The sequence below is a fragment of the Kribbella jejuensis genome, from assembly GCF_006715085.1.
Classification (GTDB): Bacteria; Actinomycetota; Actinomycetes; order Propionibacteriales; family Kribbellaceae; genus Kribbella; species Kribbella jejuensis.
Window position 1 is genome coordinate 2100498 of the sequence record NZ_VFMM01000001.1, and the last position, 13246, is coordinate 2113743.

Annotated in this window: 13 protein-coding genes; 3 read left to right on the forward strand and 10 right to left on the reverse strand. The window is 68.7% G+C overall.

Annotation, left to right across the window (positions count from 1 at the left end; translation table 11 throughout):
* Nucleotides 1–487: 487 nt before the first annotated feature.
* From FB475_RS10245 to FB475_RS10255, 3 genes are all read right to left on the reverse strand, one after another.
* Nucleotides 488–1093 carry a PIN domain-containing protein gene (locus FB475_RS10245; protein ID WP_141854754.1) on the reverse strand — a complete coding sequence of 202 codons (606 nt, stop codon included), beginning with the start codon at nt 1091–1093 and terminating at the stop codon, nt 488–490.
* Nucleotides 1094–1119: 26 nt separating this feature from the next.
* Complete coding sequence (locus FB475_RS10250) at nt 1120–1560, reverse strand: helix-turn-helix domain-containing protein (RefSeq protein ID WP_141854755.1); 441 nt, start codon at nt 1558–1560, stop codon at nt 1120–1122.
* 1031 nt (nt 1561–2591) lie between these two features.
* Nucleotides 2592–3047, reverse strand: a complete 456-nt coding sequence (locus tag FB475_RS10255; protein WP_141854757.1) for a nuclear transport factor 2 family protein — start codon at nt 3045–3047, stop codon at nt 2592–2594.
* Between the two features lie 123 nt (nt 3048–3170).
* On the opposite strand from FB475_RS10255, the gene FB475_RS10260 reads away from it, so the two are divergent.
* Both FB475_RS10260 and FB475_RS10265 read left to right on the forward strand, forming a co-directional pair.
* A complete protein-coding gene (locus tag FB475_RS10260) occupies nt 3171–3719 on the forward strand; it encodes a TetR/AcrR family transcriptional regulator (RefSeq protein ID WP_238332070.1) in 549 nt (182 codons plus the stop codon).
* 35 nt (nt 3720–3754) lie between these two features.
* Complete coding sequence (locus FB475_RS10265; protein WP_141854759.1) at nt 3755–4717, forward strand: glycoside hydrolase family 18 protein; 963 nt, start codon at nt 3755–3757, stop codon at nt 4715–4717.
* On the opposite strand, the gene FB475_RS10270 is transcribed toward FB475_RS10265, so the two are convergent.
* The 3 genes from FB475_RS10270 to FB475_RS10280 form a co-directional block, all read right to left on the reverse strand.
* On the reverse strand, nt 4714–6396 hold the full coding sequence (locus tag FB475_RS10270; RefSeq protein WP_141854761.1) for an ABC-F family ATP-binding cassette domain-containing protein: 1683 nt from the start codon (nt 6394–6396) through the stop codon (nt 4714–4716). The genes FB475_RS10265 and FB475_RS10270 overlap by 4 nt on opposite strands.
* A gap of 270 nt (nt 6397–6666) precedes the next feature.
* Nucleotides 6667–7422 carry a hypothetical protein gene (locus FB475_RS10275; RefSeq protein ID WP_141854763.1) on the reverse strand — a complete coding sequence of 252 codons (756 nt, stop codon included), beginning with the start codon at nt 7420–7422 and terminating at the stop codon, nt 6667–6669.
* The gene (locus tag FB475_RS10280) at nt 7415–7948 is read right to left on the reverse strand and encodes a SigE family RNA polymerase sigma factor (RefSeq protein WP_238332071.1); all 534 of its coding nucleotides are present in this window, start codon (nt 7946–7948) and stop codon (nt 7415–7417) included. Before FB475_RS10280 ends, FB475_RS10275 begins: the two co-directional genes overlap by 8 nt.
* 92 nt (nt 7949–8040) lie before the next feature.
* Between FB475_RS10280 and FB475_RS10285 the strand changes: the two genes are divergently transcribed.
* Nucleotides 8041–9819 (forward strand): hypothetical protein, encoded by a 1779-nt coding sequence (locus FB475_RS10285; protein ID WP_141854767.1) that lies wholly within the window; start codon nt 8041–8043, stop codon nt 9817–9819.
* A 50-nt stretch (nt 9820–9869) separates the two neighbouring features.
* On the opposite strand, the gene FB475_RS10290 is transcribed toward FB475_RS10285, so the two are convergent.
* The 4 genes from FB475_RS10290 to FB475_RS10305 all read right to left on the reverse strand — a co-directional run bounded on the left by FB475_RS10290 (nt 9870) and on the right by FB475_RS10305 (nt 13143).
* Nucleotides 9870–10478 (reverse strand): class I SAM-dependent methyltransferase, encoded by a 609-nt coding sequence (locus tag FB475_RS10290; protein WP_141854769.1) that lies wholly within the window; start codon nt 10476–10478, stop codon nt 9870–9872.
* Nucleotides 10471–11283 carry a tRNA pseudouridine(38-40) synthase TruA gene (gene truA, locus FB475_RS10295; RefSeq protein ID WP_141854771.1) on the reverse strand — a complete coding sequence of 271 codons (813 nt, stop codon included), beginning with the start codon at nt 11281–11283 and terminating at the stop codon, nt 10471–10473. The genes FB475_RS10290 and truA overlap by 8 nt, the downstream gene beginning before the upstream one ends.
* Before the next feature lie 60 nt (nt 11284–11343).
* Complete coding sequence (gene rplQ / locus FB475_RS38275; RefSeq protein WP_141854773.1) at nt 11344–12036, reverse strand: 50S ribosomal protein L17, sunset domain variant; 693 nt, start codon at nt 12034–12036, stop codon at nt 11344–11346.
* Between the two features lie 81 nt (nt 12037–12117).
* Nucleotides 12118–13143 carry a DNA-directed RNA polymerase subunit alpha gene (locus FB475_RS10305; RefSeq protein WP_130384620.1) on the reverse strand — a complete coding sequence of 342 codons (1026 nt, stop codon included), beginning with the start codon at nt 13141–13143 and terminating at the stop codon, nt 12118–12120.
* Nucleotides 13144–13246 lie beyond the last annotated feature (103 nt).

Sequence of the window (13246 nt, forward strand, 5' to 3'; positions counted from 1 at the left end):
TGCAGACACCTGTAAAAGGACACCGCTTCGCGCCGGGCTGTTTCCCGTTGCGGACACCCGTAAAGGACACCGCTTCGCGCCGGGCTGTTTCCCGTTGCGGACACCCGTAAAGGACACCGCTTCGCGGCGGCTGCCTCATCGGCCGCCTCCGGCGGCATGCGCGAACCGCCGACGCCGCCCGACCGCACCGGCGCCAGACGACCGACCTCCGATCAGACCGCCACGTGTGCCGAGAGGTCTCGTAGCGCAACAAGCCGCAGGCGCGAAAACTGGGCCCAAGGACCGGTGTCGGACCGATCCCCACCGACGCCGCTGCCTCCTCGCCTGCGCCCGGCCCCCACCGGAGACGCCGTCGAGCTCCGCACCCCGACGTCCTCGAGCCCTGCCGGCCTCGCCCCGCCGCCAAGGTCTCCGCCCCCGGGGGCCGTCGAGATCTCGGCCGCTGGCGGAGTGTTCATTGGCCAGCCTGAAGCAGCTAACAATGCAGCTAAGTGTCCGGACGTACAGTCAGAAAAGAGCAATCCATGTCCACGACGCGCAGGCGGACGCGTTCTGCGAATTCCTTACACCCCGCAGCACGAAGGGCCGCAGGAAGATCGGCTGCACCGGACCTCCGAAACCAGTAGGTCATCTGCTTCACGATGACCTTCTCCATCAACGAGGGTGCAGACGCCTCGACGATGCAGAAGAACTCATCGGGATGCAGCGGCTCGTACGGCAGCGCGTCGAGCTGCTCCTCAGGCATCTTGTGCCATCCGCCGTCGACGGTAAGCAGTACCCCTGCACCACAGGCCCTCACCGCGGCGTCGACATGGGCGTCGCCCGCATCAGCTCCCTCGAAGGTTCCATCCACGGTGTATTCGTCCACGCGCTCGTCAATGTTCGCGCTGATCCGTTCGAACATTTCCACGATCACCCTGCCTGGGGCAGTCGGATTGCGGTCGCGGTACCGAGCCGTCGCCTCGGCGATGACGTCCAAACTCGTCGACACCGTGTACATCCCTCCACCGGATTCCAGCTTGGTGAGGAACAACCAGTCGCGCAAAGTCCTTGAGAACAAGACGTCCGCATCGACGAATACCCGGGTGACCATGCCCCGGAGGCTATCCGAGCCCTCCGTCAGTTCTCGTCGAGTTCTTCTTCGAGCGCGCGCAGCTCGTCGAACGCCTTCCGCTGCCGCTCGATCCGAGCGCGCTTGAAGGCCAGCACGTCCGTGAGCTTCAGCCGGTGATGAGTTCCTTTGCGGTGCGATGGAATCTCGCCGGTCTGGATCATCTTCATCAGGGTCGGCCGTGAGACGCCGAGCTGCTCGGCTGCCACGGTCGTCGTCAGCTCCTCCGGCAATGAGCCGATCGTCACCGACCCGCCCCGAGCCATCACCTCGACGACGGTCGCGAGAATCCTGGCCAGCTCCGGAGGAAGTCCTACCGAGCGCTCCTCACTCTCGACAGCCAGCCGCTCAGGGTGACCAGCAAGGGCCGCAAACAACTCAGTAGCTTGACGCCGCTCCTTGGCCTCGACCAGAAGACTCTTACCCTGGCTGACAAGCTCGGTAGCCATCTCAACCTCCCACAGAATCCTTACAGATATAACTGTAAGCGCATTACACCTATAACCGCAACCAGACGACCAACAGCCACGTAGCGGGCGCCCTGCACCCGCGGCCACCTGGCGGCACATCGTCGGGCAGCACCCGAGCGGGCCGCGCAGCGTCGGCGCACCACCCGACCGGGCGGCACACCGCGCCACCACCTCCGCCATTCCCACCCCCGCGCACGCCGCCGAAGGCGGTCAACAAGACAGCCGCCGCGAAGCGGTGGCCTTTCCACCCCGGCGGTGGTGTACGCAGCCCGACCGGCGGCGGTCCGAGCACACAGCGCCCCGGACGAGCGGCACCTGGCGCCGGACACCTTCGCCCGGATCCACGCCCCGCGCACCCGCCGGAGGCGGCCACAGACAAGCCACCGCGAAGCGGTGACCTTACCGGGCCGGTTGGCGGAGGCGCCCTGGAGGGCAATGGTCAGCGCCGGGCACCTCCGAGCGGATCGACGAGCCGCGCCCGCCGCCGGAGGCGGCCAATAAGACAGCCGCCGCGAACCGGTCACCTTTCCACCGTCGGGTGCTCGGTGACGCGTACCTCGCAGGTCTGGTCGGCCAGTTGGACTGGTTCCTGCTGGCCGGTGCCGTGCTCGCTCTGTGGCCGCTGGCGTGGTGTACACAGTCCGAACGGCGGCGGTCCCGAGCAGACAGCGCCCCGGACGGGCAGCACCTGGCGCCGGACACCTCCACCCGGATCCACGCCCCCGCGCCTGCCGCCGGAGGCTGCCAACAAGACAGCCGCCGCGAAGCGGTGACCTTTTCACCGTCGGCGGTGGTGCACAGAGCCCGAACCGCGGCGGCCCCCGGAGCAGACAGCATCACGGACAGCACCTGGCGCCAGACACGTCGCCCGGATCTACGCGCACGCCGCCGGAGGCGGTCAACAAGACAGCTGCCGGGGCGGCGTCCGTCGTTGGTGGTCCGGTGGGGAATGGAGATGGCCCCGGGCGGGTGGTGGGCCTCGGTCCGGGGCCGTCTGGTGCTTCTGTGGGTTAGGACGCGGCTGGTGTGTCTTGGGGTTCCGTCAGGTGGGCGACGAGTTCGCCGACCTGGCCGCGGGCTCGGATCATTGCCAGGTGGTCGATGTCGTCGCGGGATTCCACGATCAGGCCGTTGCGGACGCGGAGGACGAAGATGGCGGGGACGCGGAACGGGGCGCTGGCGGCGAGGATCGTTCCGGCGTACTCGAATTCGGCGACGATCAGCTCCGGGTCGGTGGTGTGGTGGACGCGGATGTTGTCCGGCTGGAAGCGGACCACGTCGGTGACGCGGGGGCCGACGCCGCCGAAGTGTTCGCGGAGGGCGTCGCGGGTGAGCAGCGGGTGGTCGCCGTACGGGTTCATCGGGTGCCGTACGTCGGTCTGCTCGGCGTACAGCTCCGGCAGTACGGCGAAGTCACGATCCGCGACGCCGTGCACCAGCTTCAGGAAGACCTCTTCGGGAGTCATCGGGGTTCCTCACAGGAGATAAACGGAGTGATGACTATCGAATATATGGAGTCGTGACTTCGTTTACAACCGGATAACGACTCGGGGCGTCTTCTAGGCTGAGGGCGACGGAGGGGAGCTGGGGTGCGAGCAGACGCACGCGACAACCGGGCGAGGATCATGACGGCCGCGGACGACGTCTTCGGACGGTCACCCGGGGCGTCCACCGACGACGTGGCGAAGCTGGCCGGCGTGGGGATCGCGACCGTGTTCCGGCATTTCCCGACCAAGACCGAGCTGCTCGAGGCGGTGCTGACGCTGCGGCTGGAGCGGCTGCGGGACCGGGCCCGCGAGCTGGCCGGCAGCGACGACCCGGGCGCGGCGTTCTACGCGTTCTTCACGCAGGTGGTGTCCGAATCGACGTCCAAACTGGCGATCGCCGAGGCGCTGACTGCGGCCGGTGCTGCCGCCGGTGCGGAGGCCCGCGCGGCCGGTGACGGGATGCGCGAGGCGTTCGACGCGCTGCTCGTCACCGCGCAGAAGCACGGCGCGGTCCGGTCCGATGCCGAGTTCCCCGAGGTGTACGCGCTGCTGATCGGCGCGTCCCGCGGCGCGACCGCGGCGAAGCTCACGCCGGAGACCCGCGACCGAATGCTGGCCCTGGTGTACGACGGCCTGAAACCGCGCGGGTGAGACGCCGCTGGCGATCCTGGTCGCGCGGACGCCGCGTGCTGGTCACACTCGCGCTGGGCCTCGTCCTACTGATCGTCGCACCGCTCGGAACGTACGCGATCTCGCTCAGAGCGCAGTACTCCGGCGACCCGACCGCTCGCACCCGCAACCAGGACGCGCTGTGGCTCGGGCACGCCTGGGTCGACGGCCGCAAGACCGCCGCGGACGTGACCGCGCTGGCGCTACGCCTGCAGGGCACCGGGATCCGCGACCTGTACGTCCACACCGGTCCACTCGAGCACGACGGTTCGTTGCCGTTGGCAAAGGTCTCGCCGAAGGCGCACTGGTTCGTGGCGGCGATCCGGGCCGCGGCCCCCGACGTACGGGTACAGGCCTGGCTCGGCGACGTCGTACGGCCGGAGAAGAATCCGGGAATGGACCTCGACGATCCGGCGGTCCGCCAGCGCGTGATCGCCTCGGCGAAAGCCGTGCTGCAGCAGGGTTTCCAGGGCATCCACTACGACTTCGAGCCGGTGCGGTCCGGCTCCAAGGGGTACCTGGCGATCCTCGACGAGACACGTGCGCTCGGTACGACGCTGTCGGTCGCGGCGGCGCAGATCGACCCGCTGTGGTACCTGCATGCGATCCCGATCGACAAGTGGTGGTCACAGGACTACTTCCGGCAGGTCGCCGAGCGCGTCGACCAGATCGCCGTGATGTCGTACGACACCGCGATGCCGCTGGAGTCCCTGTACGGCGGCTACGTCGCCAAGCAAACCGAGCTGGGACTGGAGGTCACTCCCCCGACCACGGACCTCCTCATAGGGCTCCCGGCGTACTGGGAAAACAACGCCTCTCACTGGGGCCACGCGGAGACCGTGGCCGCAGCGGTACGCGGCGCCCGCCTCGGCCTGGGCAACTCCCCTCGCCCCAACTTCGGCCTCGCCCTGTACGTCGACTTCACCGCCACCGACAAGGACTGGACGTCCTACCGCAACAACTGGTGCCTGCAGCCCTAACGGGCGCGGTTTACGCGGCCTTCGTCCCAGACCGGCTCGTCCGGTTCGTACACCGAACCGTCTGCGCCGAAGACCAGAAAGCGGTCGAAGCCGCGGGCGAACCAGCGGTCGTGGGTGACGGCCAGGACCGTGCCGTCGAACGAGTCCAGGCCCTCCTCCAGTGCCTCCGCGGACTCGACGTCCAGGTTGTCGGTGGGCTCGTCGAGCAGCAGCAGCGTCGCGCCGGACAGTTCCAGCAGGAGGATCTGGAAGCGGGCCTGCTGGCCGCCGGACAGGCTGTCGAAGGTCTGCTCGGCCGCATGCGCCAGCTCGTACCGGTCGAGTTTCCGCGACGCCAGCTCGCGTCCCATGCCTTCTCGGTGGTCGTCCCCGCGGTGCAGGATCTCCAGCAGCGTCCGCCCGACCAACTCCGGGTGCTCATGCGTCTGTGCGAACCAGCCCGGCCGCACCCGCGCCCCGAGTTTCGCCTTGCCGGTGTGCGCCACCGGGGCGATCTTGACGTCGCCGATCGGCTGGTGCTCCACGTCCGGGTCGGAGCCGCCGTTGGCGAGCAGCCGGAGGAAGTGCGACTTCCCGGACCCGTTGGAACCGAGCACGGCCACGCGTTCGCCGTACCAGACCTCCAGATCGAAGGGCTTCATCAGACCGGTCAGTTCGAGCTCGGTGCAGACGACCGCGCGCTTGCCCGTACGGCCGCCGGTGAGGCGCATGCTGACCTTCTGCTCGCGCGGGAGTGCCTGCGGCGGGCCGGCCTCCTCGAACTTGCGCAGTCGGGTCTGCGCGGCCCGGTACCGCGAGGCCATGTCGGAGTTGTACGCCGCCTTCTGCTTGTACATCAGCATCTGTGCGCGCAGTTTCGCGTGCTCCTCGTCCCAGCGCTTCCGCAGCTCTTCGAAACGCTCGAACCGGTGCCGCCTGGCCTCGTGGTACGTCGAGAAGCCGCCGCCGTGCGTCCACGCGCTGTTACCGGCGGCGCCGAGCTCCACCGTGACGATGCGAGTCGCGGTGTTGGCCAGGAGCTCCCGGTCGTGGCTGATGTACAGCACGGTCTTGTCGGAGTTCCGCAGCTGCTCCTCGAGCCAGCGCTTCCCTGGTACGTCGAGGTAGTTGTCGGGCTCGTCCAGGATGAGCACCTGGTCCGGGCCGCGTAGCAGGGCCTCCAGCACCAGGCGCTTCTGCTCACCACCGGACAGGGTCTTCACCTCACGCCAGCGGCAGCGGTCGAACGGGATGCCCAGCGCGGCCGTGGTACAGACGTCCCAGAGGACCTCGGCGTCGTACCCGCCGACCTCGCCCCAGTCCGCCACGGCCTGTGCGTACTTGAGCTGGGTCTTCTCGTCGTCGGCCTCCATCATCGCCAGCTCGGCCTTGTCCAGCTTGGCCGCGGCCTGCTGGATCGCGTCCGGCGCGACGCCCAGCAGCAGGTCCCGTACGGTCGACTCGTCCCGCACCGAACCGACGAACTGGCGCATCACGCCGAGCCCGCCGGAGCGGGAGATGCTGCCGCTGTGCGGTTTCAGGTCGCCCGCGATGATCCTGGTCAGCGTGGTCTTGCCGGACCCGTTCGCGCCGACCAGCGCGACCTTCGCTCCGTCGCCGACCCGGAACGTGATGTCGTCCAGCAACACCCGCCCGTCCGGCAACTCGTACCCCACACCGGCGACGTCCACATGACCCATCCCCCCAGTCTGACGGCCCGCCCTGCTCCGTGCGAACCGTTATCGTGACCTCGTGCCAGGCGGGCCCAGGTGAGGACAGGTGCGATGGACGGGCAGCAGGCGGATGGAGGCGCGGGCGGTGGGCCGGCCGATGAGGAAATTGCCAAGCTTCGTGAGTTCCTCGGTGTTCACACCGGACCCGGCAGTGCCGGCTCGCACAAGGGTGAGCGACCGGACAACGTACGTCCGCTGGCTCCGCGGCGCGAAGGCCGCGTTCATGAAGTCGACTGACTACCAGTCTTTGAGGGCGTCCAGGTAGGTGCCGCGGGTCGGCCGGACGTTGCCGACCATGAACAGTTTCAGCGGGGCGGAGTACAGGCCGTACACCTTGGTGCCGGTGAAGAAGCCGGGGGACATGCAGCCGTCGTAGTGGACCCAGATCTCGCGGATGCCTGCCGCGGTGGTGAAGCGCAGGGCGATTGCCTCGGACGGCTTGGCGACCTGTGGCGCGCACTTGAAGACAGGGAGCGCCGGGTTGCGCTCCGGCAGCACCTTGATGGCGTCCACGACCTGCTGAGCCACCGCGGCGTCGAAGACCTGCTGGCCGAGGACAGCTCCGTTGGACATGCTGTAGCGGCAAGCGGTCAGACCGGTCACCGGGGTGTTCACGTCGAGGCCAGTGCCTGCCGGTAGGGCGTTCGGGGAAGGTGCCTGAGTGATCGCCGCCTGAGGCCGGCAGCCGGTGTTCACGGGCGAAGTCGCCAAGCCTTCCGCGTTCCGGCTCGGGACCGCAGCGGGAGCCGTGCCGGCATCGCTCTTGGTGTTCGAGACCGGTGACTCACTGCCGACCACCCCCCACACTCCCCCGGCCACGGCAGCGACCAGCACCGCCGCAGCTGCCACTGACCACGTCTGGCGACGCTTGTGCACCCTGCGACGCGCCTCATGCGCCAGCCCGGTCTTCTGAAGGCCGGTAAGTCCTGCGTGATCCTGCAGCGCCGCAGTGATCTTGGGGCCGAGCTCCTGCTCAGGGTCGTTCTCAGGCATCCTCGGCTCCTTCCGTGCTCTCTTGATGGCCCAGTGTGGTTTTCAGTGACGCCAGCGCGCGGTGGACGTGCGACCTCGCCGTCGCCTCCGCGCAGTGCAGTAGTTGGGCGATCTCGGCGTACGACAGCTCCTCGTAGAACCGCAGTACGACGGCAGCGCGCTGCTTGTCCGGCAACGTCGCGCACAGGTCCCAGATCGCGTCCGCCTCCGCGCGGTCCGCCGTACCGTCCGGAACCGCACGCGCCGTACGCACCGGGTCGTCGACGGGCGCCTCCCGCCGCCGGAACTTCCGCCACCAGGAGATGTGCGCGTTGACCACCATCCGCTTCACGTACGCCTCGGGGTCGTCGGCGCGGCTCACCCTCCCCCAACGGGCACAGGCGGTCGTCAGGGCATCCTGTACGGCGTCCTCGGCCAGGCTCTTGTCCCCGGTGAGGACATAGGCGAACCGCAGCAACGCGTCGGCCTTCTCGGTGACCCACACCTCGAAGTCGAGCGGCTCGACCCGCACCTCCGCTGCCGCCAAGGCTGCCTCCATACCGTCAGGACGACCCGCTCTGCCGATTCGTTGCAAACGTCGGCCAGGGGGTGAACGTCTGGCCAATTATGGTGGCCGCCATGGTTGACGAGCGCCGATTGATCGACGGCAGATCCGAGCGCACCCCCATGCTCGCCGAGGTCTGGGTTCATCGGCTGGACAACGCGCTCGGCCGTCGGCATCGGCACGGGGCACTGGCGCTGTACCGGTGGGACGACGACCAGCGACCGAGCGAGCCGCACCCGGACGGTTCACTCACGTTGAGCCGGCAGACCGCGACGTGGATGCGTACGGTCGGCGACCGGCTCTACAACGCGACGTACGACGGGCAGTTCCCCCCGCCGACGAGAGCCGACATACGGGCTGTCCGGGCCGCGCTGGCCGACTTCGGAGACACGTACCTCGACTCGGTGCAGCCTGTCGACCGTACGTCGGGACCGGCGGCGCACGCGCTGGACGTCGGCGTACGGGCGAACACCGTCGACATCTCGGGCATCCTCGCCGGGAGCCGCGGAATCACCGACATCTACCCCGCCATCGACAGGTTCACTGGTCCGGACCGCTACCCGCTGCTGCAGGGTGCAGCCGCTGCGCTGACCGAACAGGTGAGCCGGCGGACGGGGATGCGGCCCGGTGAGGTCGACGCGCTGCTCCGGCAGACGGCTGCGGGACAACGCTTCGAGGCCGTGGCCGAGTACCTCGTCGCCAGGGATCCCCAGCAACGGCGGCTGCCCGACGGCTCGCCGCGGCTGCTGCCGGACGATCACGTGGATCGGCTGAGGACAGCCGTGGCGCACGAGCTCGAGGAGACGTTCCGGGGGTTGAGCGAGCGGGACCCGCAGAGCTCGCGGGGAGACGGTCAGCGGGCTGTCGAGCAAGGGATGCGGAACGTCGCCATGCGGATGGCTGAGTTCCGCGACACGATCCACACTGATCAGCGGGGCTATGCGCAGGTTGCCAGTGTGGTTGCGGCTGTGCAGTCGGAGTTGGCGACGAGTCCTGCGACGACGGCGGCCGGGCGGGATTCCGGGGCGTTGACGTTGCAGCTCAAGCCGAGGACGGACTACTGGAGCGGGGAGCTCCGCGAGACCAGTGAGGTCCTGGGCGCGGCTGGGGTCGACCGTTCGCTGACATTCGACCGTGACCGGGTGATTGCCGTTCTCGCTGCGGTGGATCCTTGGCAGCCGCCGTCGCCGACGCTTCGCGCCGCGGTGCGAGCTGTGGGCGTTGAGAGTGCACGGCTGTGCAACCCGGAGGGCGTCGTACCGACGGATGCTGTCGGGCAGGCGCTGGAGGACGAGCTGGCGCGGGACTTCGCCGAGCGGCAGGAGCCGCGGCTGCTTGGTGCGCTCGGCTTCGATCCGCAGCAACTGGCGGACGAGAGCAGTCCGTCCGCGACTGCTCAGGTCGTTGCAACGCTCGCGGCGGAGGCCGGTCGGCACATCGGCCTGGAAGCCGACGATGTCAAGGCACAGCTGCTGACCACGCCGCCGAAGCAGCGGCTCGAGAAGGCAGTCGCGCTGAGTCTCGCGGGCAGTACGCCGACCCGCGAGCAGCGCGATCGCCTGACCGCCGACCTGCGCGCGGCCCTCACCAGCGCGATGGAGGCCGACCACGACGGCAAAACCAAACTCCACACCTGGAGGCGCTCCACCGCGGGCGAATCCCTCGCCGGCAAAGTCACCTCGGCGATCCACCACGCCCGAAAAGGTGCCCCCAGCAACAACCTCCAGCGCCTAGCCGCCGCCGCAACCACCGGCCAACCCCCACCCGGCACCCGCCGCCCCACCACCCCCACCTCAACCCCAGCCCCCGCACACCACCCCGCACCCCCCACCCACACCCGCGACAGCCGCTAACCCTCTCCCCTCCTACTGGCGGTGACGGAGGTGGGCGCCTGCGGGTGGGGTTAGGCGGAGCGGGTGGTTGTGGCTCGGAGGACTCGGAAGCCTTTGGCGCTGGCGGTTCGGTGGCAGGGGTAGCCCTGGGCGGTGAGCCAGCGTTGGAGGGAGTCGCCGCCGAGGTTCTTGCCTACGACGAACCAGGCGACGCCGTCGGGAGTCAGGCGGCTCAGCCACTGCAGCAGCATCTTGTGGAGTTCTGGTTTGCCGATGTGGATGGCCGGGTTGGACCAGATCTGGTCGAAACGTACGTCCGCAGGGACATCCTCCGGCAGCGCGGCCCGGACCCGGCCGGAAACGCCTGCCGCGGAAGCGTTCAACCGGGTCAGCTCCAGCGCGCGGTTGTTCACGTCGACGGCCCACACCTTCGCCGCGGGCGCCTCGACGGCCAGTGCGCACGCGATCGGCCCGTAGCCGCAGCCGAGGTCCAAGAACGTCCCGGCACCCGACGGCGGTTCCACCGAGCGCAGCAGGACCGACGTACCGATGTCCAACCGGTCCCGCGAGAACACCCCGGTCGCCGTCGTGAACACGTACGGCTTGTCCCAGATCCGTGCCTCGACGGTACGCCGTACGTCCGCGGAAGTGGGCTCCGCCGAGAAGAAGTGGTCACCCACGCTGATGTACCTCGCCTCGTACCTGACGCGCCTGCAACGCCCGCGCGCCCAGCTCGTCGTCCGCGGGATAACGCACTTCCTCCAGCGTCAACCCGTGCGCCGGCAGCACCGACACCGCGGAGTCCCGCACCTTCCCGGCCAGTACTGCGGCCGGCCAGGTCACGTCGCGCCGACCGTCACCCACCGGGATCATCGAACCGACCAGAGCCCGCACCATCGAATGGCAGAACGCATCCGCGATCACCGTGCCCTCCAGCTGTCCCACACCGGTCCGCTGCCACGAGAACTCCAGCAGCGCCCGCACCGTGCTGGCGCCCTCCCGCTTCTTGCAGAACGCCGCGAAGTCGTGCTCCCCGAGCAGACCGGCCGCGGCGGCGTTCATCCGATCCACATCCATCGGCCGCCCGACCCGCAGCACGTGGCCACGTGTCAGCGGATCCCACCCCAGCGGGTCGTCGCACAGCCGGTACACGTACCGCCGGACCAGAGCCGAGAACCTTGCGTCAAAACCCTCTGGAGCCGCCCTCACGGCCGTGACAGCCACGTCCGCGGGTAGTACGCCGTTCAGCCCTCTGAGGAGCCGTACGGGGTCCACAGCGCCGTCGACGTCCACATGGGTGACCTGGCCACGTGCGTGCACCCCGGTGTCCGTACGCCCGGCACACGTAACCGTCACCGGCTCCGCCAACCGCAGTACGACCCGCAGGGCCTCCTCGAGCACCCCCTGCACGGTCCGGAGACCCTCCTGACGAGCCCACCCGTGAAAGGCCGTCCCGTCATACCGAAGATCAATCCGCCAACGCACACGCCAATCTAACGCAACGAGGCCCCCGCACCGTGTGGTGCGGGGGCCCCGTCAGCGGACTTACTTGTCGTCGTCGTCCGAACCGCCGGCCTTGGTGAAGCCTGCGGCCTCGGCGTCCTCGGCGGTCTTGAACCAGACCTCGGCGACGGTCTGCTCGTACCACGGGGACTCGGTGGTGTGGTACTTCATCGAGTCCTCGTTGCCCTTGACGGTGTAGCCCTCCGGCGCGGAGCCGTCGGCGGTCGGGGCGGCGGAGTTCTCGTACTTACCGGCCACGACGTCCTGCACCGGCGCGGTGTCCTCAGCCGGCGCGTCCTCGACCTTGGTCTCGGTCGCGGCAGCCTTCTTCGCCGGCGCCTTCTTGGCCGCGGTCTTCTTCGCCTTCGGCGAGTCGGACAGGGCCTCGACCAGCTCGATCTTCACCATCGGGGCGTTGTCGCCCTTGCGCGGGCCGAGCTTGGTGATCCGGGTGTAGCCACCCGGGCGGTCGGCGTACCGCTCGCCGATCTCGGTGAAGAGCACGTGCACGACGCTCTTGTCCTTGATCCGCTTCATCACCTGGCGGCGCGAGTTCAGGTCACCACGCTTGGCCTTGGTGATCATCTGCTCCGCCAGCGGCTGCAGGCGCTTGGCCTTGGCCGCGGTGGTGGTGATGGCGCCGTGCTCGAACAGCGACGTCGCGAGGTTGCTGAGGATCAGCTTCTCGTGCGCCGGGCTGCCGCCCAGCCGGGCACCCTTGGTGGGGGTTGGCATCTCATAACTCCAGGAATCTCAGGCCACGTCGGGCCGAAGGGGTTTAGGGCCCGACGGGCCTTGGGTCAGCTCAGTACAAGCTCAGTACTGCTCGGTCTCGGCGAAGCTCTCGTCCTCGTCGTCCGCCTCGTTGCCGTAGGCACCGGACGCGGCGCGGAGGTCGAACCCGGGCGGCGAGTCCTTCAGCGACAGGCCCATCTCGGCCAGCTTCAGCTTGACCTCGTCGATCGACTTGGAGCCGAAGTTCCGGATGTCCAGCAGGTCCTGCTCGCTGCGCGAGATCAGCTCACCCACGGTGTGGATGCCCTCACGCTTGAGGCAGTTGTACGACCGGACGGTCAGCTGCAGGTCCTCGACCGGCAGCGCCAGGTCGGCGGCCATCTGCTCGTCCACCGGGGACGGGCCGATGTCGATGCCCTCGGCCTCGACGTTCAGCTCCCGGGCCAGACCGAACAGCTCGACCAGGGTCTTACCGGCCGACGCGACGGCGTCGCGGGGCAGCATCGACGGCTTGGTCTCGACGTCGACCACGAGCCGGTCGAAGTCGGTGCGCTGCTCGACACGCGTGGCCTCGACCTTGTAGGTGACCTTGAGGACCGGGGAGTAGATCGAGTCGACCGGCATCCGGCCGATCTCGGCGTCCGCGGACTTGTTCTGTACGGCGGACACGTAGCCGCGGCCCCGCTCGACGACCAGCTCCATCTCGAGCCGGCCCTTCTCGTTCAGGGTGGCGATCTTCAGGTCCGGGTTGTGCACCTCGACACCGGCCGGCGGCGCGATGTCGGCGGCGGTGACGTCACCGGGGCCCTGCTTGCGCAGGTACATGGTGACCGGCTCGTCGTGCTCGGAGGAGACGACCAGGTCCTTCAGGTTCAGGATCAGCTGGGTGGCGTCTTCCTTGACCCCGGCAACGGTGCTGAACTCGTGCAGGACGCCGTCGATCTTGATGCTGGTGACGGCGGCACCGGGGATGGAGGACAGCAGGGTCCGGCGGATCGAGTTACCGAGGGTGTAACCGAAGCCCGGCTCCAGCGGCTCGATCACGAACCGCGAGCGGTACTCGTCGACGACCTCTTCGGTCAGGGTGGGGCGTTGTGCGATCAGCACTTCTGGTTCCTTCTTTCGTCGCGACGACCACTATTTGAGGTCGCGAGGGGTGAAGAACGCACCGGACCGGCCGGCAGCCCTGAGGCCACCGGCCGGCACGCGG

Excerpts from the sequence above, each read along its gene's own strand:
- FB475_RS10245 (WP_141854754.1), bottom strand. The coding sequence starts at position 1,093 with ATGGTCACCCGGGTATTCGTCGATGCGGACGTCTTGTTCTCAAGGACT.
- FB475_RS10250 (WP_141854755.1), bottom strand. The coding sequence starts at position 1,560 with ATGGCTACCGAGCTTGTCAGCCAGGGTAAGAGTCTTCTGGTCGAGGCC.
- FB475_RS10255 (WP_141854757.1), bottom strand. The coding sequence starts at position 3,047 with ATGACTCCCGAAGAGGTCTTCCTGAAGCTGGTGCACGGCGTCGCGGAT.
- FB475_RS10270 (WP_141854761.1), bottom strand. The coding sequence starts at position 6,396 with ATGGGTCATGTGGACGTCGCCGGTGTGGGGTACGAGTTGCCGGACGGG.
- FB475_RS10275 (WP_141854763.1), bottom strand. The coding sequence starts at position 7,422 with ATGCCTGAGAACGACCCTGAGCAGGAGCTCGGCCCCAAGATCACTGCG.
- FB475_RS10285 (WP_141854767.1), top strand. The coding sequence starts at position 8,041 with ATGGTTGACGAGCGCCGATTGATCGACGGCAGATCCGAGCGCACCCCC.
- rplQ (WP_141854773.1), bottom strand. The coding sequence starts at position 12,036 with ATGCCAACCCCCACCAAGGGTGCCCGGCTGGGCGGCAGCCCGGCGCAC.